General features: G+C 68.2%; 17 protein-coding genes. 6 read left to right on the plus strand and 11 right to left on the minus strand.

Annotated elements, in window-relative coordinates:
- The first annotated feature begins 14 nt into the window (after positions 1 to 14).
- On the plus strand, positions 15 to 1,460 hold the full coding sequence (locus tag EV645_RS30210; RefSeq protein WP_130447456.1) for a gamma-aminobutyraldehyde dehydrogenase: 1,446 nt from the start codon (positions 15 to 17) through the stop codon (positions 1,458 to 1,460).
- On the opposite strand, the gene lysA is transcribed toward EV645_RS30210, so the two are convergent.
- From lysA to EV645_RS30240, 6 genes are all read right to left on the minus strand, one after another.
- Positions 1,442 to 2,704 (minus strand): diaminopimelate decarboxylase, encoded by a 1,263-nt coding sequence (lysA, locus tag EV645_RS30215; protein WP_130447457.1) that lies wholly within the window; start codon positions 2,702 to 2,704, stop codon positions 1,442 to 1,444. The two genes, EV645_RS30210 and lysA, sit on opposite strands and share 19 nt — an antisense overlap.
- On the minus strand, positions 2,701 to 4,065 hold the full coding sequence (locus EV645_RS30220; protein ID WP_130447458.1) for a pyridoxal phosphate-dependent decarboxylase family protein: 1,365 nt from the start codon (positions 4,063 to 4,065) through the stop codon (positions 2,701 to 2,703). Before EV645_RS30220 ends, lysA begins: the two co-directional genes overlap by 4 nt.
- Before the next feature lie 2 nt (positions 4,066 to 4,067).
- Positions 4,068 to 4,997, minus strand: coding sequence for a universal stress protein (locus EV645_RS30225; protein ID WP_130447459.1), 930 nt, complete (start codon positions 4,995 to 4,997; stop codon positions 4,068 to 4,070).
- Positions 4,994 to 6,448: an amino acid permease gene (locus tag EV645_RS30230; RefSeq protein WP_130447460.1), complete on the minus strand. Its 1,455-nt coding sequence runs from the start codon at positions 6,446 to 6,448 to the stop codon at positions 4,994 to 4,996. The genes EV645_RS30225 and EV645_RS30230 overlap by 4 nt, the downstream gene beginning before the upstream one ends.
- A gap of 91 nt (positions 6,449 to 6,539) precedes the next feature.
- On the minus strand, positions 6,540 to 7,565 hold the full coding sequence (gene speB / locus EV645_RS30235; protein ID WP_130447461.1) for an agmatinase: 1,026 nt from the start codon (positions 7,563 to 7,565) through the stop codon (positions 6,540 to 6,542).
- A gap of 24 nt (positions 7,566 to 7,589) precedes the next feature.
- Positions 7,590 to 8,777 carry a serine hydrolase domain-containing protein gene (locus EV645_RS30240; RefSeq protein ID WP_198681949.1) on the minus strand — a complete coding sequence of 396 codons (1,188 nt, stop codon included), beginning with the start codon at positions 8,775 to 8,777 and terminating at the stop codon, positions 7,590 to 7,592.
- 17 nt (positions 8,778 to 8,794) lie between these two features.
- Between EV645_RS30240 and EV645_RS30245 the strand changes: the two genes are divergently transcribed.
- Positions 8,795 to 9,796, plus strand: a complete 1,002-nt coding sequence (locus tag EV645_RS30245) for a serine hydrolase domain-containing protein (RefSeq protein ID WP_157997181.1) — start codon at positions 8,795 to 8,797, stop codon at positions 9,794 to 9,796.
- A 54-nt stretch (positions 9,797 to 9,850) separates the two neighbouring features.
- Positions 9,851 to 11,290, plus strand: a complete 1,440-nt coding sequence (locus tag EV645_RS30250; RefSeq protein WP_130447463.1) for a biotin carboxylase — start codon at positions 9,851 to 9,853, stop codon at positions 11,288 to 11,290.
- Positions 11,291 to 11,296: 6 nt separating this feature from the next.
- Here the strand turns inward: EV645_RS30250 and EV645_RS30255 are convergent, their stop codons facing one another.
- From EV645_RS30255 to EV645_RS30265, 3 genes are all read right to left on the minus strand, one after another.
- Complete coding sequence (locus tag EV645_RS30255; RefSeq protein WP_130447464.1) at positions 11,297 to 11,632, minus strand: hypothetical protein; 336 nt, start codon at positions 11,630 to 11,632, stop codon at positions 11,297 to 11,299.
- A 69-nt stretch (positions 11,633 to 11,701) separates the two neighbouring features.
- Entirely contained in the window at positions 11,702 to 11,926 is a 225-nt protein-coding gene (infA, locus tag EV645_RS30260) for a translation initiation factor IF-1 (RefSeq protein WP_130447465.1), read from the minus strand.
- A gap of 2 nt (positions 11,927 to 11,928) precedes the next feature.
- Positions 11,929 to 12,690: a GNAT family N-acetyltransferase gene (locus EV645_RS30265; RefSeq protein ID WP_130447466.1), complete on the minus strand. Its 762-nt coding sequence runs from the start codon at positions 12,688 to 12,690 to the stop codon at positions 11,929 to 11,931.
- A 236-nt stretch (positions 12,691 to 12,926) separates the two neighbouring features.
- Between EV645_RS30265 and EV645_RS30270 the strand changes: the two genes are divergently transcribed.
- Positions 12,927 to 16,352 carry an error-prone DNA polymerase gene (locus EV645_RS30270; RefSeq protein WP_130447467.1) on the plus strand — a complete coding sequence of 1,142 codons (3,426 nt, stop codon included), beginning with the start codon at positions 12,927 to 12,929 and terminating at the stop codon, positions 16,350 to 16,352.
- A gap of 448 nt (positions 16,353 to 16,800) precedes the next feature.
- The gene (locus tag EV645_RS30275; protein ID WP_130447468.1) at positions 16,801 to 17,427 is read left to right on the plus strand and encodes a bleomycin resistance protein; all 627 of its coding nucleotides are present in this window, start codon (positions 16,801 to 16,803) and stop codon (positions 17,425 to 17,427) included.
- Between the two features lie 45 nt (positions 17,428 to 17,472).
- Here EV645_RS30275 and EV645_RS30280 read toward each other — a convergent pair whose 3' ends face one another.
- Positions 17,473 to 17,766 (minus strand): hypothetical protein, encoded by a 294-nt coding sequence (locus tag EV645_RS30280; protein ID WP_130447469.1) that lies wholly within the window; start codon positions 17,764 to 17,766, stop codon positions 17,473 to 17,475.
- Between the two features lie 185 nt (positions 17,767 to 17,951).
- Here EV645_RS30280 and EV645_RS30285 point away from each other — a divergent pair, with 185 nt between their 5' ends.
- On the plus strand, positions 17,952 to 18,734 hold the full coding sequence (locus tag EV645_RS30285) for a class I SAM-dependent methyltransferase (RefSeq protein WP_130447470.1): 783 nt from the start codon (positions 17,952 to 17,954) through the stop codon (positions 18,732 to 18,734).
- On the opposite strand, the gene EV645_RS30290 is transcribed toward EV645_RS30285, so the two are convergent.
- Positions 18,706 to 19,248 carry a hypothetical protein gene (locus tag EV645_RS30290; protein WP_130447471.1) on the minus strand — a complete coding sequence of 181 codons (543 nt, stop codon included), beginning with the start codon at positions 19,246 to 19,248 and terminating at the stop codon, positions 18,706 to 18,708. The genes EV645_RS30285 and EV645_RS30290 overlap by 29 nt on opposite strands.
- Positions 19,249 to 19,263 lie beyond the last annotated feature (15 nt).

Consider the following 19,263-nt stretch of genomic DNA (forward strand, 5'->3'; position numbering starts at 1 on the left):
GAGGGGTGGGTCTGATGCCGGACAAGAAGGTCTTCCACAACGTCATCGACGGGAAGGTGCAGGCCGCTGCCTCGGGGGCGATGATGGACATCGTCAACCCGTCGACCGGCGAGGTGTACGCCTCCGCGCCGAACTCGGACGAACACGACGTCGATCAGGCCTTCACGGCCGCGGCGAGTGCGTTCGAGACCTGGCGCTGGTCGACGCCGAGCGAGCGGCAGCACGCGTTGCTGAAGCTCGCCGACGTGATCGAGGCCGGCGCCGAGGAGCTGATCGCGATCGAGAGCGAGAACACCGGCAAGCCGGTCGCGCTGACCCGGTCGGAGGAGATCCCGCCGATGGTCGACCAGATCCGCTTCTTCGCCGGCGCCGCCCGGGTGCTGGAGGGCAAGTCGGCCGGTGAGTACATGCGCGGCTTCACCTCGTCGATCCGCCGCGAGCCGATCGGCCCGGTCGCGCAGGTCGCGCCCTGGAACTACCCGATGATGATGTCGGTCTGGAAGTTCGCCCCGGCGCTGGCCGCCGGCAACACGGTCGTCCTCAAGCCGTCCGACACGACCCCCGCGTCGTCGTACTGGATGGTCGAGAAGATGCAGGAGATCTTCCCCCCGGGTGTCTGCAACCTGGTCTGCGGCGACCGTGACACCGGGGCCGCGCTGACCAAGCACAAGGTGCCGCAGCTGGTCTCGATCACCGGCTCGACCCGGGCCGGGATGGCCGTCGCGATGGCGGCCGCGGCCGACGTGAAGCGGGCTCACCTCGAGCTCGGCGGCAAGGCCCCGGTGGTGGTGTTCGACGACGCGGACATCCCGGCCGCGATCGAAGGTATCTCGGTGGCCGGCCTGTTCAACGGCGGCCAGGACTGTACGGCGGCCACCCGCGTGCTCGTGCAGCAAGGGATCTACGACGAGTTCGTCGCCGCGCTCACCGATGCGGCGCGGGCGACGCGGACCGGGTACGACCCGGCCGACGAGGACATCCTGTACGGGCCGATCAACAACGCCAACCAGCTCGGGCACGTGGCCGGCCTGGTCGAGCGGACGCCCGATCACGCGCGGGTGACCACCGGCGGACACCGCGTCGGCGACCGCGGGTACTTCTACGAGCCGACGATCGTCGCCGACCTGCAGCAGGACGACGAGCTGATCCGGACCGAGATCTTCGGTCCGGTCCTGACCGTGCAGAAGTTCGCCGACGAGGACGAAGGGCTGCGGCTGGCCAACGACAGCGAGTACGGCCTGGCCTCCTCGGTCTGGACGACCAACGTCACCACCGCGGCCCGGATGTCCGCCCGGCTCGACTTCGGCTGCGTCTGGATCAACACCCACATCCCGCTGATCGCCGAGATGCCGCACGGCGGCTTCAAGCACTCCGGCTACGGCAAGGACCTGTCGATGTACGGTCTCGAGGACTACACGCGGATCAAGCACGTCATGCTCCATCACGGCTTCGAGGGCTGATCCACATCTCGTGCCATGAGGTCGTCCCACGTCTCCCGCCGTACGACGAGACGTGGGACGCCGTCGTTCGCGAAGACGACCGGGATCCGGCGGTTGCCGTTGTAGTTGTTCGCCATCGTGTAGCAGTACGCCCCGGTCGCGGGGACCGCGAGCAGGTCGCCGACCTTCGGATCGGACAGCGGTACGCCGTCGACCAGGACATCACCGCTCTCGCAGTGCCGGCCGACCACTGTCACGGTCTCGCCGGGTTCGTCGAAGCGCCCGATGATGCCTGCCTCGAACCGCTGCTCGAACAACGCGACCTCCAGGTTGTCGCCCATCCCGCCGTCGACCGCGACGAACGTGATCGCGCCGCGTTTCACCGTGGCGACGCGGTAGATCGTGGTCGCCGCCGTACAGACCATGCTGCGTCCAGGTTCGATGATCAGCTCCGCGGAGGCGGGGAGGTGCTGCTTCGCCGCGCCGATCAGCGCGTCGAGGTACGCCGCCACGCTCGGCGGCTTGTCCGCCCAGGTGTACCGCGCTCCTAGCCCGCCGCCGAGGTCGTAGATCTCGAACTCGCCGAGCCGGGCCACCGGCGCGACGGACTCCGCGAACGGCTCGGCGTCGAGGATCTGCGAACCGACGTGGACGTGCAGACCGCGCATCCGCAGCCGCGGGCTGTGCTCGATCCGCTGGATCAACCTGGCTGCGTCCGCCGGGGCGAGTCCGAACTTCGAGCCCTCGTGTCCGGTGAGCACGTGCGCGTGGGTGTCCGCGGTGACGCCCGGAATGATCCGCACCAGTACGTCCTGCGGGCGACCTGTCGCTTCGAGCCGGTCCACGTCGTCGGCGTTGTCCACCACGACCAGGCCGATGCCGTGCTCGACCGCGAGCGCGATCTCCTCGTCGCTCTTGGCGTTGCCGTGCAGCACGATCAGCGCCGGATCGACGCCGGCCTTGAGTGCGGTCAGGATCTCGCCGCCGCCCGCGACGTCCAGGCCGAGTCCTTCCTCGACCATCACGCGCTGGATCGCCGTACTGGGGAAGGCCTTGGACGCGAAGACCACGCGCGAGTTCGGCCAGCGGGTGGTGAGTTCGTCGCGGTACTCGCGGGCGCGGGCGCGGAGTGCCTGCTCGGCGACGACGAGGACCGGCGTACCGAACTCGGCGGCCAGGTGGTCCGCGCGGCAGCCGCCGACGATCAAGGTGCCGTCGGCATCGAGCCGGCTGCCGGCCGGGAAGAGTTCGAGGAGGTCGCTCATGGTTTGGTCCGGGCAAGCACCTCGCGGACCAGGTCCAGGGTGGTGTCGGGGTGCAGGAACGCGAACCGGCCGATCGTCTCGCCCTCCCACTTGCTCGGCGGGATGAACGCGATCTCGTCCTCGTGCAACTGCCGCGCCCAGTCGTCGTAGTCCTTGCCCGACCAGCCGATCCGTCGGAACAGGACGACACCGAGATCGGGCTCGCGGATCAACTCCAGGTGCGACTCGCGCTTGATCAGCGCGGCCGTTTCTTGTGCCAGCCAGGCAGCCTTTTCGATCGCCTCGCGATACGCGTCCACGCCGTACACCGCCAGCGAGAACCAGAGCGGTAGGCCGCGGGCGCGGCGGGTCAGGTGGTAGGCGTAGTCGGTCGGGTTCCACTCGCCGGCCACGTTGCCAGCGGTGTGGATGACGTCGAGGTACGACGCGTCCTGGGTGTGCGTGGCCCTGGCCAGCTCGGGTTCGCGGTAGAGCACGGCGCAGCAGTCGAACGGCGTGAACAGCCACTTGTGCGGGTCCAGGATGAACGAGTCGGCCTGCTCGATCCCGTCGTACTTCGGGCGCAGCGAGCGGGCGAAGATGCCGGAGCCGCCGTACGCGCCGTCGACGTGGAACCACCAGCCGCGCTCGTGCGCGAACGCGCCGCAGCCGGCCAGGTCGTCGATGATGCCGGCGTTCGTGGTGCCCGACGTACACACCAGCGCGGCGACGTCCGACGGGTCGGGATCGGCCTCGACCGCGGACCGTACTGTCTCCGCGGTCAGCCGGTGGTCGGGTGTGTCGACGACGAGCGCGTCCAGTTCCAGCAGGCGCAGGGTGTTGACGATCGACGAGTGGGCGTCGGTGCCGACGACCACCCGCAGCCGTCGATCGGTGCCCAGTCGTTTCTTCGCGGTCTCGCGGGCAACTGCCAGCGAGGACAGGTTGCCCGCCGATCCGCCGGAGACGAAGCAGCCGCCGGTGCCCGCGGGCAGGCCGGCCTCGTCGGCGATCAGCCGCAGTACGGTGTTCTCGGCCGCGATCGCACCCGAGGCCTCGAGCCAGGAGATGCCCTGGATCGAGGCACACGAGACGAGCATGTCGAACAGCAGGCTGGCCTTGGTCGGCGCGGCCGGGATGAACCCGAGGAAGCGCGGGCTGTCGGCCGAGATCACGCTCGGCGCGATCACCGACGAGTAGACGCCGAGGACCTCGTCCGGCTGCCGGGGCGCGTCCCGGATCAGCCCGTCGAGCCGTTCGTACAGCTCGTGCGCGGGCATCGTGGACTTGTCCAGCGGGACCGGGTTCATCCGCAGCCGGTTCTCGGCGTACGCGAGGACGCTGCGCACCATCTGCTCGGTGGTTTGGTCGACCTCGTGCATGGTCAGTCCTCAGTGCCGTGTTCGGCTCGTTCGGCCAGTTCTTCGGCCCGCCGGTGCGGGATCACCAGCACCGGGACGGGGGAGTGCCGCAGGATCTTGGTCGCCCGTGATCCCAGGAAGACCCGTGCGACCGGTCCGAGCTCGCTCGACCCGATCACCAGGACGTCACCTGCCTCCCAGCCGATCTCGTCGATCGCCTCGGACCACGTCGTACCGGACCCGATCACCGTCTCGACCGAGCGCGGATGCTCAGGCAGGTCCTGCACCTGCGAGAGTGTGGCGGTCACCGTCTTGTCCAGCTCGGACCGCCACTCCTGCATCACCAGGTCCTCGGAGTCGGTGCCCAGCCTGGTCGTGTAGGCCGGCCGGGCCCAGACCGCGAACGTTGCTATCCGCAACGATGCGTTGACCTCGGCACTGACCGAGGCGGCCGCCAGGACCAGGTCCTCGGCGGTCTCGGTGCCGCCGAAGGCCGCCGTCACCCGGGACACCTTGCGGTCTGCAGGGCAGCGGAAACCGCGGGTGGCCAGCGCGAGCGACACATGCGAGCTGTGCAGCAACCGGTCGGTGACGCTGCCCAGCGCGATGTGCCCGAACGCACCGGCCGACGACGACCCGAGCACGATCAGTCTGGCGTGGTTCTGCTCGGCCAGCTCGAGCAGCCCGGCCGGCGCCGACCGGGCGCTGTGCCGGACGTAGGTCGCGGGAACATCGTCCGGCAGAAAGTTCCGGGCCCGCTCCAGCGCCTGATCCGCGCTCTGCGCCAGGAAGTCCTGGTACTCCGCGTCCACCCGCGCCATCCCGGGAACCCACGGCGCGGGTACGACGGTGCAGACGATCAGGTCGTCGGCCGCGGACCTGGCCAGCATGCCGGCCAGGTGCAGGGCGGCCTTGCCCCGCTCGTCGGAGGCGTAGCCGACGATCATCGTCATGGCTGCGGTCCGTCCTCGTCGTGGATCAGCCCGACGTGCTCGTGCCGGCCGAGGTGCGAGTGCTTGAAGCCGTAGGCGAAGTACCAGATCAGGGCGACGGCGAGCCAGATCAGGAACACGTAGATCGTCACCGCGCGCAGGTCCTTGATGATCCACAGACAGCCCAGGATCGACAGCACCGGCGTGACCGGATAGCCCGGAACCTTGAAGCCGCGCGGCAGCTCGGGGTGCGTACGGCGCAGTACCATCACGCCGATCGAGACCACCAGGAACGCGACCAGCGTGCCGATGCTGGTCATCTCGGCGAGGAAGTTGATCGGGATCAGGCCGGCCAGCAGAGCAATCAGCACGGCGACGATCAGCGTGTTCGGCACCGGGGTGTGCGTGCGCGGGTTCACCCGGTGGAACAGCTCCGGGATCATGCCGTCGCGAGCCATCGCGAACAGGATCCGGGTCTGCCCGTAGATCACGATCAGCGTGACGCTGAAGATCGAGATCACCGCGCCCGCGGCCAGTACCGTGGCCGGCCACGACGATCCGGTCACCTTCTCCAGGATCGCCGACAGCCCGGCCTCCTGGTCCTGGAACTGGTCCGACGGCTGGGCCGCGACCGCGACCAGCGTGACCACGATGTAGAGCCCGGTGACCGTGACGAGCGCGATCAAGATTGCCAGCGGCATCGTTCGCCGCGGGTTCTTGACTTCCTCACCGGCGGTCGAGACGGCATCCAGACCGATGTAGGAGAAGAAGATGATGCCGGCCGCCGAGGTGATTCCGGTGATGCCGAACGGCGCGAAGTCGGACAGGTTGTTGGAGTCCCAGCCCTTCAGCCCCAGGATGATGAACAGGATCAGCACGCCGATCTTGATGCACACCATCACCGCGTTGGTCTTGGCCGACTCGCTCGCACCGCGGATCAGCAGCAGCGTGCAGAGCGCCACCAGGATGACCGCGGGCAGGTTGAAGACGCCGCCCTGTTCAGGCGCCTGGGACAACTTGTCCGGCAGCGTGAAGCCGAACAGGTTGTCGAACAACTCGTTCAGGTACTGCGACCAGCCGACCGCGACCGCCGCTGCCGATACGCCGTACTCCAGCAGCAGACACGCGGCCACCCCGATCGCGGGCAGCTCGCCCAGCGTCGCGTACGCGTACGAGTACGACGAACCCGACACCGGGACCGCACTGGCCAGCTCGGCGTAGCAGATCGCGGTCAGACCGGCGACCACGCCGGCGATCACGAACGACCAGATCACCGCCGGACCCGCGACCGGCACGGCCTGTGCGAGAACGAAGAATATACCGGTGCCGATGGTGGCGCCGATACCGAACATGGACAGCTGGAACAGCCCGATCGTCCGGACCAGTTCGCTCTGGCCGGTGTCCGTACCGCTCTCCTGCGACATCTCCGGAACCGGCTTACGGCGGAACAGTTGCTGCACGGTCATCGCCATGGTGCCTCCCCTCGATGGAGGTGCCCGCCCGTCCCCGCCACCTGCCACCCTCCTCGGAGTGTGGCACTCGGCTGCCGCTGCTGGGAACAGGTCAGACCGACTTTGGTCGGTTACCTAACAAAGGCTGGGCGGGATCCCACCGGGTCCCGTCCCGTTCGTCCTGGCGCTTGCGGGCGATCGCCGACACCGCTTCCAGTACGACGCGATTGGCCAGCGCGGCGGTGATATCGGCGTGGTCGTACGGCGGGCTGACCTCGACCACGTCCATCCCGGCGACGGGCAGCTCGAGGCAGATCCGGCGTACGGCGTCCAGCAACTGGCGCGCGGACAGACCCCCGGGCTCGGGCGTGCCGGTGCCGGGAGCGTGGCCGGGGTCGCAGACGTCGATGTCGACGGACAGGAACACGCCGTCGCACTCGTCGGTGGCGATCGTGAACGCCTCGGTCAGGCACTCGTTCAGCCCGCGGTGCACGATCTCGGTCATCTCGTAGGAGCGCATGTTCTGCTGCGCCATCCAGTCGAGCGTGTCCGGTGGCGGCCAGTAGCCGCGCAGACCGATCTGCAGGAACCGGTCACCGCGCAGCGCGCCGGACTCGATCAGCCGGCGCATCGGTTGCCCATGGCCCCACAACGAGCCGAACTCGATGTCGCCGGTGTCGGCGTGCGCGTCGAAATGCAGCATCGAGATCCGGCCGTGGCCGAGCACGTTCGCGACGCCCTTCGCGTCCGGGAACGCGATCGAGTGGTCGCCGCCGAGCACGATCGGGATCGCGCCGGAGCGGGTCACCTTCTCCACCGCTGCTTCGAGCGCGGGCAGCGCGACCTCGATGTCACCGGAGTACATCTCCACGTCGCCGGCGTCGACGACGTTCAGGTCGACCAGGCCGTCGGTGCGCAGCGCGAGGCTCGGCCGCGATCCGTCGTGGCCGAGATAGTCGCGCATCCGGATCGCCATCGGGCCGAAGCGGGCCCCGGGGCGGTGCGACGTACCGCCGTCGAAGGGCGCGCCGAGGATCACCACTTGGGCGTCCGCGTACGACGCCGGGTCGTCGAGATCGCAGACCGGGACGCCGAGGAACGTGAAGTCCGGGCCGAACTGCTGACCGTAGCGGCTCATCTTCGGAGTTTGGCATCCGAACAATCAGCCGTCCAGAGCCGCGCCGATCGCCCCGAACGTCCGCAGGGTGTCGATCAGGTACGACGCGTTCTGCGGGTCCGGCCAGCTCGACAGCTTCACGCCGACGGTCCGGGTCTCGCGGTGGACGTAGACCATCTGACCGTGAATCCCCAAGCAGACAAGGGCTGTGCCACGATGGTTGGGCACGAACCAGAACTGGTTGCGGTACCACCCACCAGGGAGGACGGGCTCGTTGTCGGTGCCCGCGAAGGCGTCCCGTACGTCGGCGGGCGGATGCCACGCGTCGTCGAGCCAGCCTGGCGGGACGATGTGTCCGTCGAGGAGCAGCTGTCCGAACCGGGCCACGTCCCGTGCGACCGCGGAGATCCCGCCGTCGTGGACCGCCGTACCGACCGGGTCGCAGGTGATATCCGCGGCGCACTCGGCGCCCATCGGGATCCACACCAGCCGCGAGACCAGGTCGGCCATCCGCGTCCCGGTCGCCCGCTCGCACACCCAGCCGAGCAGGTCGGTGTCGGCGGACCGGTACGTGAACGGTCCGCCGTGCTCGGACGCCGTACCCAGAGTGGTCAGGTAGTTGTACGCGCCGACCGGATCGCCCTCCTGCGGAGGACGCCAGCCCATCGACCGCTCCATCACGCGTACTTCGGCGTCTGCGGCCTGGTAGGTCTCCCGGAAGGCCACACCGGTCCGCATGTCCAGCACGTGCCGGACGGTGGCGCCGCCGTACCCGCTGCCCTCCACCTCGGGCACGTACTTCGTCACCGGAGCGTCCGGGTCGATGACACCGCGCTGCACGAGGATGCCCGCGACGCAGCCGACGATCGACTTGCTCACCGACATCAGCAGGTGCGGAGTGTGCGGGGTCATGCCGGACAGGTACTGCTCGTCGACGATCGTGCCGTTGTGCAGAACGAGGAGCGCGTCGGTCCAGGTGCCGGCCCACACGTCGTCAGCGGTCGCCGTACTGCCGTCGAGACGGGTGACGGGTGTCGTGCACACGAACGGGTCGAGCGCGGAGGGGAGCGGACGGACGTACTTCGGGTCACCGGGGATCACGTGCGTCGGCATCAGCTCGCGCATGTGCCGGAATGCCCAGCGGACGTTCGATGCATCCTGCCAGCCGGACAGATCGACGAGTGACTCGTCCGCCGGCGGGAAGCCGGTCATCCGGTCGTCGCTGGTCGCCATGCGACTACGATCGCACCATGCTCTGGCCGGGCACACTGCCGACCCAGCGTGTCTCCCGCGGGGACGGTCCGGTGCGGGCGCTTCCGGCGCGGCCGGCCGACGGGTTGCCGGCGCTCGCGGACCCGCACACCGATGCCTTCGTCATCGCGTACGACGGGGCCGTGCTCGCCTCGGGCGGGGTGCTCGACCAGCCGCAGGCGCTGTTCTCGATCACCAAGTCGGTCGTCGGCTGTGTGGCGGCGATCTTGGCCTCGCGCGGTCGGCTGGAGCTCGATGCGCCGGTGACGTCGTACGTCCCGGAGCTGGAAGGCAGCGGGTACGCCGGTGCGACCGTGCGGCAGGTGCTGGACATGCGTAGCGGCGTACGGTTCGTGGAGGACTACAGCGACCCGTCGTCCGACGTACGGCGGCTCGATCGGTGGCTGGCGGACAAGCATCCGTTGTACGAGTTCCTGACCGAGCTGGAGGCGGAGGCGCCGCACGGCAGCCGGTTCCTGTACCGGTCGGCGGAGTCCGACGTACTCGGGTGGGTGTGTGAGCGTGCGGGCGGCGCACCGATGGCCGAGCTGGTGTCGGCGCTGGTGTGGGCGCCGATGGGCGCGGAGCACGACGCGGAGTTCCTGACCGACGCACAGGGCACCGCCGTACACGACGGTGGTCTGGCGGCGACAGCTCTGGATGTGCTGCGCTTCGGGTTGTTCCTGCTGGACGCGCCGAAGTGGTCGCGTCGCGCATGGGCGGTGGACGCGACGGCACGGAGCGACTTCCTGGCGTCACCGGCGGCGGCGTCGTTCCCCGGCGGGTGGTACCGCAACCAGTTCTGGTTCCGGGCCGGGCCGTCGGGCAATGTCCTGCTCTGCTTGGGGATCCACGGCCAGATGCTGTACGTCGGGCGGCGTGCCCGCACCGTGTGCGTGAAGCTGTCGAGCTGGCCCGACGCCCAGCATCCGGCGTACCTCCAGGACACGCTGCGCACGTTCGACGCGATCGCACCGCGGCCGCGCAGCTCGATCCTATGACGCGATGACAGGGCGCCGTTCCCCGCCTTACTGTGAAGGGTCGAGGGGAGGGCGATGAACCAGAAGCTGAACGGGATCGCCGAGATCCGCACGTTCTTCCGGACCAACACCCAGCCGATCTACTTCTTCGGGCCGACCGCGTTCAACCTGCTCGGTATCGACCGGTGGGTGCGGAACTTCCAGTACGTCGTCTACTACGACTCCTGGGACGGCGCGCATCCGCGGGTGTTCGCGCCGAAGGAACGGCCGTACGTCGAGTTCGAGTCCGGCGAGGAGATCAACAACTACCTCCTCCGCGATCCGGAGGTGCAGGCGTATCTGCGCAAGCGCGGCGGGACGCCGATGATCGTGATGGTGTTCTTCGACTCCGAGACCGAGGACATCTGCCGTGAGCTCGGCTACCAGTTGATCCTGCCGTCGGACGAACTGCGGCGGCGGCTCGATTCGAAGATCGTCACCACCCAGCTCGGCAACGAGGCCGGCGCGCCGTCGGTGCCGAACGTGATCGGCACCGCGTCGTCGTGGAAGTCGTTGAAGGAGCTGGCGGCCTCGGCGGGGCTCGGGCGTGACCTCGTCGTCCAGACGCCGTACGGCGACTCCGGCAAGACGACGTTCTTCCTGGCCCGCAAGAAGGACTGGGACAAGCATGCCGCGGACATCATCGGCGAGCAGCTGAAGGTGATGAAGCGGATCGACAACAAGGCGGCCGCGGTCGAGGCCTGCATCACCCGGCACGGCACGATCGTCGGGCCGTTCATGACGGACCTCACCGGCTACCCCGAGCTCACGCCGTACAAGGGCGGCTGGTGCGGGAACGACTTGTTCCCCGAGGCGCTGACCGTGGAGCAGCGGGCGCTGGCGATCGAGCACGTGCAGCGGCTGGGCGATCGGCTCGCGGTCGAGGGGTACCTCGGCTTCCTCGAGATCGACGTACTGGTGGACCTGGCTACCGACGAGGTCTACCTGGGGGAGCTGAACCCGCGGATCTCGGGCGCGTCGTCGATGACGAACGTGACCGCCGGGGCGTACGCCGATGTGCCGCTGTTCCTGTTCCACCTGCTCGAGTTCATGGACGCGGACTACACGATCGACGTCGCGGAGATCAACGAACGCTGGCGCGACCTGGCCGCGGTCGACGTGTGGGCGCAGCTGATCATGAAGGAACCGACCGACCGGGTCGAGCGGATCATCGAGGCGCCGCGCACCGGCACCTGGCACCTGACCGAGGACGGCGGCCTGGTCTTCGCGGGTGCGGCCAACGACTGGCACGACGTCACGCACGAGGACGAGGCGTTCTACCTGCGCGTGTACGGGCCGGGCGACTACCGGTTCAAGGGCGCCGACCTCGGCATTCTGGTGACCAAGGGCCGGATGCAGACGCCGGACGGTCTGACGAACCGCAGCCGGCACTACATCAACGGGATCCGGGGGCACTACCTGTCCGAACTGCTGCCGGAGGCACCGACGGTGACGCCGGTCAGCTACGTGAAGTAGCCGGTGCTACAGCGGGCGCAGGTCGGTGCCCGGGACCCAGGTGACGTGACCGTCCTTGTCCCGGACCCGACCCAGCCACTGGCCGTTGTCGTTGATCCAGACGTCCAGCTCGCCGGTTGCCCAGGCGGCACGCTGAACCGGCTGTGCCGGATCCACGTGCCGCACCTTGTCGGCGGCACGTGGACCGTGGGCGTCGTACTGGACGTCGAGATCGGAAGCTAACTCGTAGGCCTTCTCCTCGTCGTCGATCCCTGTCGCACGCCACCCGTTGACCGCACCGTCCCAGACGCCGAACCCGTTGGATCCGTCGTCGGCCGGGCGAACCGTAAACCGACCAAGCATGTTTTCAGATTACCGCTTGATCGAACATATGTTCTAGTCTTGATCCCGACGGGAGGTGTGTGAGATGGATCAGTTCCGGTAGCGGAAGATGATGCGGCCCCGGTCCAGGTCGTAGGGGCTCAGTTCGACCAGGACGCGGTCCTCGAGGACGATCTTGATGTAGTTCTTGCGGATCTTGCCGCTGATGTGGGCCAGGACCTTGTGGCCGTTGGTGAGTTCGACCCGGAAGTTGGCGTTGCGGAGGCACTCGACGACAGTGCCCTCGACCTCGATGCCGCCTGCTGTTCTAGGCATGATCAGACCCTTCCCGGCCGGCTGATGAGTTCCAGACTGCCGCCTGTGCGTTTGGCGCCGAGCCCGTCGAACAACGCCAGCGCGGCCGTGTTGGTCTCGTCGACCTCCGCCGTGGCCGCTTCGAAGCCGGCCTGATGCAGTCCGCTGAGGGTTCGGGTCAGCAAGGCGCGGGCGATACCGTGCCGCCGTTCTGCGGTGAGCACTGCGACCAGTCCGATGCGCGGGCGCCGGGTCATCGTCGCCACGCGGACCATTCCGACGTACCGACCGTCCCGTGTCGCGACCGTGTACTTCGACGGGTCGAGCGGTCTCGTGCCGCCCTGCCAGGGCAGCACCTCCGCGGGCATCGTCTGCCAGCCGACGGTCGCCTCGATCTCCGCGCGGATCGCGCGGTCCAGCTCGCGCAGCGGAGCCTCGGATGCGGTCGTGATGACCACTCCGGGTGGCGCGTCCGCCGGCGTGAGCTCAGTGGGTACGACGAACTCCGACTCGCGACGTTCGCGGGTGAATCCGGCGCGTTCCCAGTTGGCGATGAGATCGCGGTCGGTCTCGTCGACCACGGTGTACTGCGGTGCCTCCTGATCGGCCAGATCGGCCAGCATTGCGGCGGCGAGCCGGTCGAAGACCGCCTCGCGCCAGGTGTCGATGCTCAGGAACGTCCTGCCGTCGAGCCGCCGCGCAGCGTGCCCGCGGCCGACGACGAGATCGTTCTCGATCGCGTGCCACTGATTCTCTGCGACACGCGAGAGCGTCAAAGTGTTCATAGGTGTTTCCCTTCGGGAGCCTGTCGTGGCGCTCCCGGCTGACACCTACGTCAGTCGCCCGCCCGTGACCACGACAGGGGGAGCACCCATTGCTCTGCAGCGTTCATGGGGGCATCACCTCCGGGTGTGGTGTCACGGACCACGGCAAGGTATCAATCCGCTCGTCCCGTCTGCCACTCATTTTGCGTGCTGTCGAACATATGTTCTAGTCTTGTTCGCGACGGGAGGTGAGTGCGATGGGCTACAACAATCCACCGATTAAGTGGTCGGAGCTGGAGCGCAAGCTGTCGGACCGCTCCCGCCCGGGCAGCCACGGCGGCCGGCCGGTGACGGGCGACGGCGGTGACAGCCCGGCGTGGTCACAGCATCGCGGGCCGTATGTCCCCGACACCGTGCACCGCCCCGAGCACACCGTGCCGTATGCCGAACTCCACGCCCACTCGAATTTCTCCTTCCTGGACGGCGCCTCCCAGCCGGAGGATCTGATCGAGGCCGCGGTCCGCCAGGGGCTGCATGCGCTGGCGCTGACCGATCACGACGGGTTCTACGGCGCGGCGCGGTTCGCCGAGGCCGCAGCGGCGTACTCGATGCCGACGGTTTTCGGTGCCGAGCTGTCGCTGGGGCTGACCGGCCCGCAGAACGGCGTGGCCGACCCCGAGGGCAGTCACCTGCTGGTGCTGGCGGAGGGGCAGGACGGCTATCACACGCTGGCCGGCGCGATCACCGAGGCGCAGCTGGCCGGAGGGGAGAAAGGAAAGCCGGTCTATGTGCTGGAGGAGTTGGCCGCTGTCGGCCGCAACCATTGGCTGATTCTCACCGGCTGCCGCAAAGGTCTGGTCAGGCAGGCGTTGGAGCTCGGCGGACACGCCGACGGTCCGGCCGCCGCAGGACGTGAGCTGGATCGACTGACCGGGTTGTTCGGCAAGGACCGCGTGGTCGTCGAGCTGATCGACCACCACCTGCCCGCGGACACCCTGCGGAACCGGATCCTGGCCGACCTGGCCGCCGACCGCGGCCTCCCGGTAGTTGCCACAAACAACGTTCACTACGCGACCCCGGCGAAGCACAAGCTGGCGGCGGCGCTGGCCGCGGTGCGGGCCAGGCGCGACCTGGACTCGATGGACGGCTGGCTGCCGCCGAGCGGGATGGCGTTCCTGCGTTCGGGGGAGGAGATGGCGGTCCGCTTCCGGCGGTACGACGGGGCCGTCGCGCGCTCGGTGACACTGGCCGACCAGCTCGCGTTCGACCTCGCGAGGGCGAAGCCGAAGCTGCCGCTGCGCGACGTACCTGATGGTCATGATCCGATGTCGTGGCTGCGGGAGCTGACGTTCGCCGGCGCCGCGAGGCGGTACGGGACTCGTGCGCAGCGGCCGGATGCCTACGAGCGGTTGGAGCGGGAGCTCGACGTCATCGAGGCGAAGGGCTTCCCGGGGTACTTCCTGATCGTCGAGGACATCGTCCGATTCGCGCATGACAACGGGATCCTCTGCCAGGGCCGCGGCTCGGCGGCGAACTCGGCGGTCTGCTACGCGCTCGGCATCACCGCGGTGGACAGCATCCTCTACAACCTGCCGTTCGAGCGGTTCCTGGCCACCACCCGGGCCGAGGAGCCGGATATCGACGTCGACTTCGACTCCGGCCGGCGGGAGGAGGTGATCCAGCACGTCTACTCCAAGTACGGCCGTCACAACGCCGCCCAGGTGGCGAACGTGATCTCCTACCGCCCGAAGTCCGCCGTCCGCGACATGGCGAAGGCACTGGGGTACTCCGTCGGTCAGCAGGACGCATGGTCGAAACAGGTGGACGGCTGGAGTCCGGAGATCACCTCGACCGAGCACGACATCCCGCCGCAGGTGGTGGCGATGGCGACCGAGCTGCTGAAGTTCCCGCGGCACCTCGGAATCCACTCCGGCGGGATGGTGCTGACCGAGCGCCCGGTCGGCGAGGTCGTGCCGATCGAACACGCCCGGATGGAGAAACGGACCGTCCTGCAGTGGGACAAGGACGACTGCGCGTGGATGGGGCTGGTGAAGTTCGACCTGCTCGGGCTCGGCATGCTGGCCGCACTGCAGTACTGCCTGGATATGGTCCGCGAGCAGATCGGCGAGTCGTGGGAGCTGCACACGATCCCGCGGGAGGAGGCCGGCGTCTACGACCAGCTCTGCCGGGCGGATTCGGTCGGCGTGTTCCAGGTCGAGTCCCGCGCACAGATGGCGACGCTGCCGCGGCTGAAACCGCGACGGTTCTACGACCTCGTCACCGAGATCGCGCTGATCCGCCCCGGCCCGATCCAGGGCGGCGCCGTCCACCCGTACATCCGCCGCCGGACCGGGGAGGAGCCGATCACCTATCTGCACCCGAAGCTGCGGCCGGTGCTGGAGCGGACGATGGGCGTGCCGCTGTTCCAGGAGCAGCTGATGCAGATGGCGATGGCGGTCGGCGAGATCGACGGTGACGAGGCCGACCTGCTCCGCCGGGCGATGGGCTCCAAACGCGGCATCGAGAAGATCTCGTCCCTGAAGGACAAGCTGTACGCCGGGATGGCGGGCAACGGGATCACCGGCGACCTGGCCGACGAGATCTACGAGAAGATCGAAGCGTTCGCAAACTTCGGGTTCGCCGAATCGCACTCGATCAGCTTCGCGCTGCTCGTCTACTCCAGCACCTGGCTGCGGTTGCACTACCCGGCCGCGTTCCTGGCCGCACTGCTACGGGCCCAGCCGATGGGGTTCTACTCACCCCAGTCCCTGGTGGCCGACGCCCGCCGCCACGGCGTCGAAGTACGCCGTCCGCACCTGCATCTCTCGGGAGTCGACGCAGGGCTCGAGTTGCTGGTCGACGGACAGGAGCGCACCGGCCCGACCGGGTCGCCGGACTGTCTCGCGGACCCGCAACCGTTGGTGGGTCCGTTCGATCCGAAGGCGCCGTTCGACAACGCCGCGCATCGCCGGGACGGTGTGTTCGCGGTCCGGCTCGGGTTGTCCGAAGTACGCACGGTGGGGGAGAAGGGCGCGAAGCTGATCGTCGAGGAGCGGGAGCGCGGCGGGCCGTTCACCGAGATGGCCGACCTGGTCCGGCGTACCGGGATCACCGCGGCCCAGGTCGAGGCGCTCGCGACAGCCGGCGCGTTCGACTGCTTCGGACTCGACCGGCGGCAGGCATTGTGGGAGGCAGGCCGCGCAGCCGAGGAGCGCCCCGGCCAGCTGGCCGGCATCACCGCGGCCGGTCCGCCGCCGACGCTGCCCGGCATGAGTGACATCGAGGCCGACATGGCCGACCTGTGGTCCACCTCGATCACCACCACCAGCCACCCGATGGAGCGCGTCCGCGAAAAACTCCGCGCCGAAGGCATCCTGTCCGCCGCCCAACTCCGCGAAGCCCCCAACGGCACCCGCGTCCGGGTAGCCGGCGTCGTCACCCACCGCCAACGCCCGGCCACCGCCTCCGGTGTCACCTTCATGAACCTCGAGGACGAGACCGGCATGGCCAACATCGTCATCACCGTAGGCTGCTGGCACCACCACGCCGCCGTAGCCCGCAATGCCGCGGCACTCATCATCCGAGGCCGCGTAGAACGAGCCGGCGAAGTAACCAACCTCTCTGCCGAACACCTAGAACGCCTCCCCCTAGCCGCCCGCACCAAATCCCGAGACTTCCGCTAACCCCACCCTCCGCACCCCAATCGGCCACCGCTTCGCGGCGGCTCAGTTGTTGGCCGGCTTCGTCGGGGTGGAGTGTTGACGGGGATTCTGCCTGGTGGAGCAACGGCGAGCACGCAACGATTGGTACGACCATCAATCCGACGGGCGTGCGACATATGCGTTGGCGAATCAGGCAGTCGTCGATGTAGACCAGCGGGTGTGGCCCGTTGGGCGGCGAGTCGTGGTGAATGGTTCGGGGTCGGAAGCGCGAGTCGTGGATCTGGGTTGCTGGAGTCAGCCGAAATCCACGACTCGGCGAGCGTGCGCCGGGTGCATCGGGGCGGCCAGGTAATCGGTCGTGCTAAATTCGTGCGAAAGCGCGGGATTAGTTTCTAGTCCGGGGCGCAGCGGCGTACGACGCCGAAAGGGCAAGGCCCACCTACTCCAGTTCAACCCTGGGAGGGACGCCATGCCCACACTCGAAACGTACAAGAAGCAAGCCAAGCAGCTCCTGCGATGGCACCGTGACGGCAACTACTCGGTCGGTGGCCGCATCCGCCAGCTGCCGCGATATCGCGATGTGACGGATCCCGAATCGCTCGCGCTGGAATTCAAGCTTGCGGACGCGCAGGAGATCATTGCGCTTGAGGCGGGCTACGACAGTTGGGCCGCGTTGAAGGCGGCCGTCGAGGATGCCTCGCCGCGATCACCCGAAGTTCCGAAGCCCGTCCTGCTCGGGGCCGCGCGGCCGGTCCTGTTCGTTCGCGATGTACAGGCGGCCGCCGAGTTCTATCGCGATCGCCTGGGGTTCGGTGTCGACTTTCTGCACGGGCACCCGCCGTTCTACGGCTCGGTGTCGCGCGACGACGCCACCTTGCACTTGCGGTTCGTGCACGAGCCGGTGTTCGCTGCGGACACCGCGCTCGAGGAAGGGCTCATCATGGCCTTCATCGAAGCTCGAAACGTCAAGGAGTTGTACGCCGAGTATCTCGCGGCGGGCGTGGAGCTGGCCCAGAAGCTCACCAAGCAGGCCTGGGGCGGCACCGACTTCATCGTGCGCGACCCGGACGGCAACACAGTCGCCTTCGTCGGCTGAACGAAGGCCGCAACTCGGAGCGCTCGGCCTGCAGCGAGGACTCGTTCAGGCGCGGGTGAATGTGGACGCCTGGAAGATCCGCTCTTGGGTTGTGCACGGGACGAGGTTGAGTCTGGCTGTGTCTACGAAGCCTCCGCCGATGTCAACCTCGTCGCCCGGGCGGGCGGCTGGTTGGCCTGTTGCGTCGATCAGGGTTGGGGTGTCGTCGCGCAGTTCGACACCCCAGCCCGGAGGCCAGGCGACATCGACGTCGTGGAGGGTGTGGGTGCCGGGTGCGGTGCTGACGGGGATGCGGACTACCAGGCAGTTGGTTGACGTGTCGATCTCGAGGGTTCCCATCAAGCGGGCCTGTAATGCCACGGTAGGAAGTTCGCGTTGAACAGTCAGCCCAGGCAGCTGAGCATCGTGGCTCTGGTTCGGATCGGAATTCATACCAGTCATCTGCTTCCCTGAGCGGCCGACGCCCAATGACATCCTTCGTCCTCGTACTTCGATGCTAACCGCGGGCTGGGTAGCGTCGAAGGATGAGTGATGGGGAGCGGTTGGAGCTTGCATCGGCGTTCGGGGTGGCGGCTTCTGCTTATGCGCAGCATCGGCCGGGTTATGCGCACGAAGCGGTGGGGTGGGTGTTGGAGGGGGCGCCTGGTCGGCGGGTGCTTGATCTTGGGGCTGGGACGGGGAAGTTGACGGCGGCGTTGGTGGAGTTGGGGGCTGACGTTGTTGCGGTTGAGCCTGATGCGGCGATGGTGGGGGAGTTGCGGCGGGGGTTGCCGGGGGTGCGGGCGTTGGCGGGTGGTGCTGAGGGGATACCGCTGCCGGATGGGGCGGTTGATGTGGTGGTGGCCGGGAATGCCATGCACTGGTTCGACATGGCTGTTGCTGGGCCGGAGATCGCCAGGGTGCTTGTGCCTGGTGGCGTTCTCGCCGGGTTGTGGAATGTCATGGACGACCGGGTCGAGTGGGTTGACGGGCTGGCTCAGGTGAGTGGGCCCGCGGCGATCGGTCCGCGCGACACGCCTGCGAGTTGGCGGGTCGAGGCGGCCGGCATGCAGCTCCCGGGGGCGTGGTTCGGTGAGCCGGAGCAGGCCGAGTTCCCGCACGGGCAGCGGCGTACGGCGGATTCGCTCGTCGCGACCCTCGCCACCCGCGCGGGCATGTTGGTGATGCCGGACGGCGAACGGGACGCCACGCTGGCCCGCATCCGCGCGTACCTCGCGACCAGACCAGAGACCGCGCAGGGCGAATTCACCCTCCCGATGCTGACCGCAGTACTGCGGGTCACGCGCCTCCGCGAGGTGGGCGGTTGAAGATGCGGCGCAGGCGGTTCAGCGCCTGATCGGTGAACAGGCCGGTGAGCGCGCCGGTCAGGACCAGTACGGCGACGCCGGCGCTGGAGGTGGACTCGTCGCCAATGCTGATGAGGCCGGTGTTCACGGCGATCACCGAGACCGAGGCGAGCAGCGCGGACCACAGCGGACGCATGATGTACCACGCGACCTGGTGATTCGGGCTCGACGTCCGAGCGAACGTCATGCTCTGCTGGATGACGCTGCCGACCGCACCCGCCGCGGCGCCGACGATGAGCAGACTCATGTTCAGCGTGATCGAGAAGTCGACCGGCCAATGAGCTGTCCGGCTCGCGACCTGATGCGGCCCGACGGCCTCCTGAGCTGCGACCAGGTGCTCGGCCAGCCCGTACGCCGCGACGAGACACGGCAGCGCGATGACAGCCTGGGCAATGTTGATCGTGACGATCAGACGACGGTGAGAACGCCGTACGGTCCTGGTCCGCCTCCGATGTGGTTCGAGTGTGTTGCTCATGACAAGTTCCTCCCC

The sequence above is a fragment of the Kribbella rubisoli genome, from assembly GCF_004217145.1.
GTDB lineage: Bacteria > Actinomycetota > Actinomycetes > Propionibacteriales > Kribbellaceae > Kribbella > Kribbella rubisoli.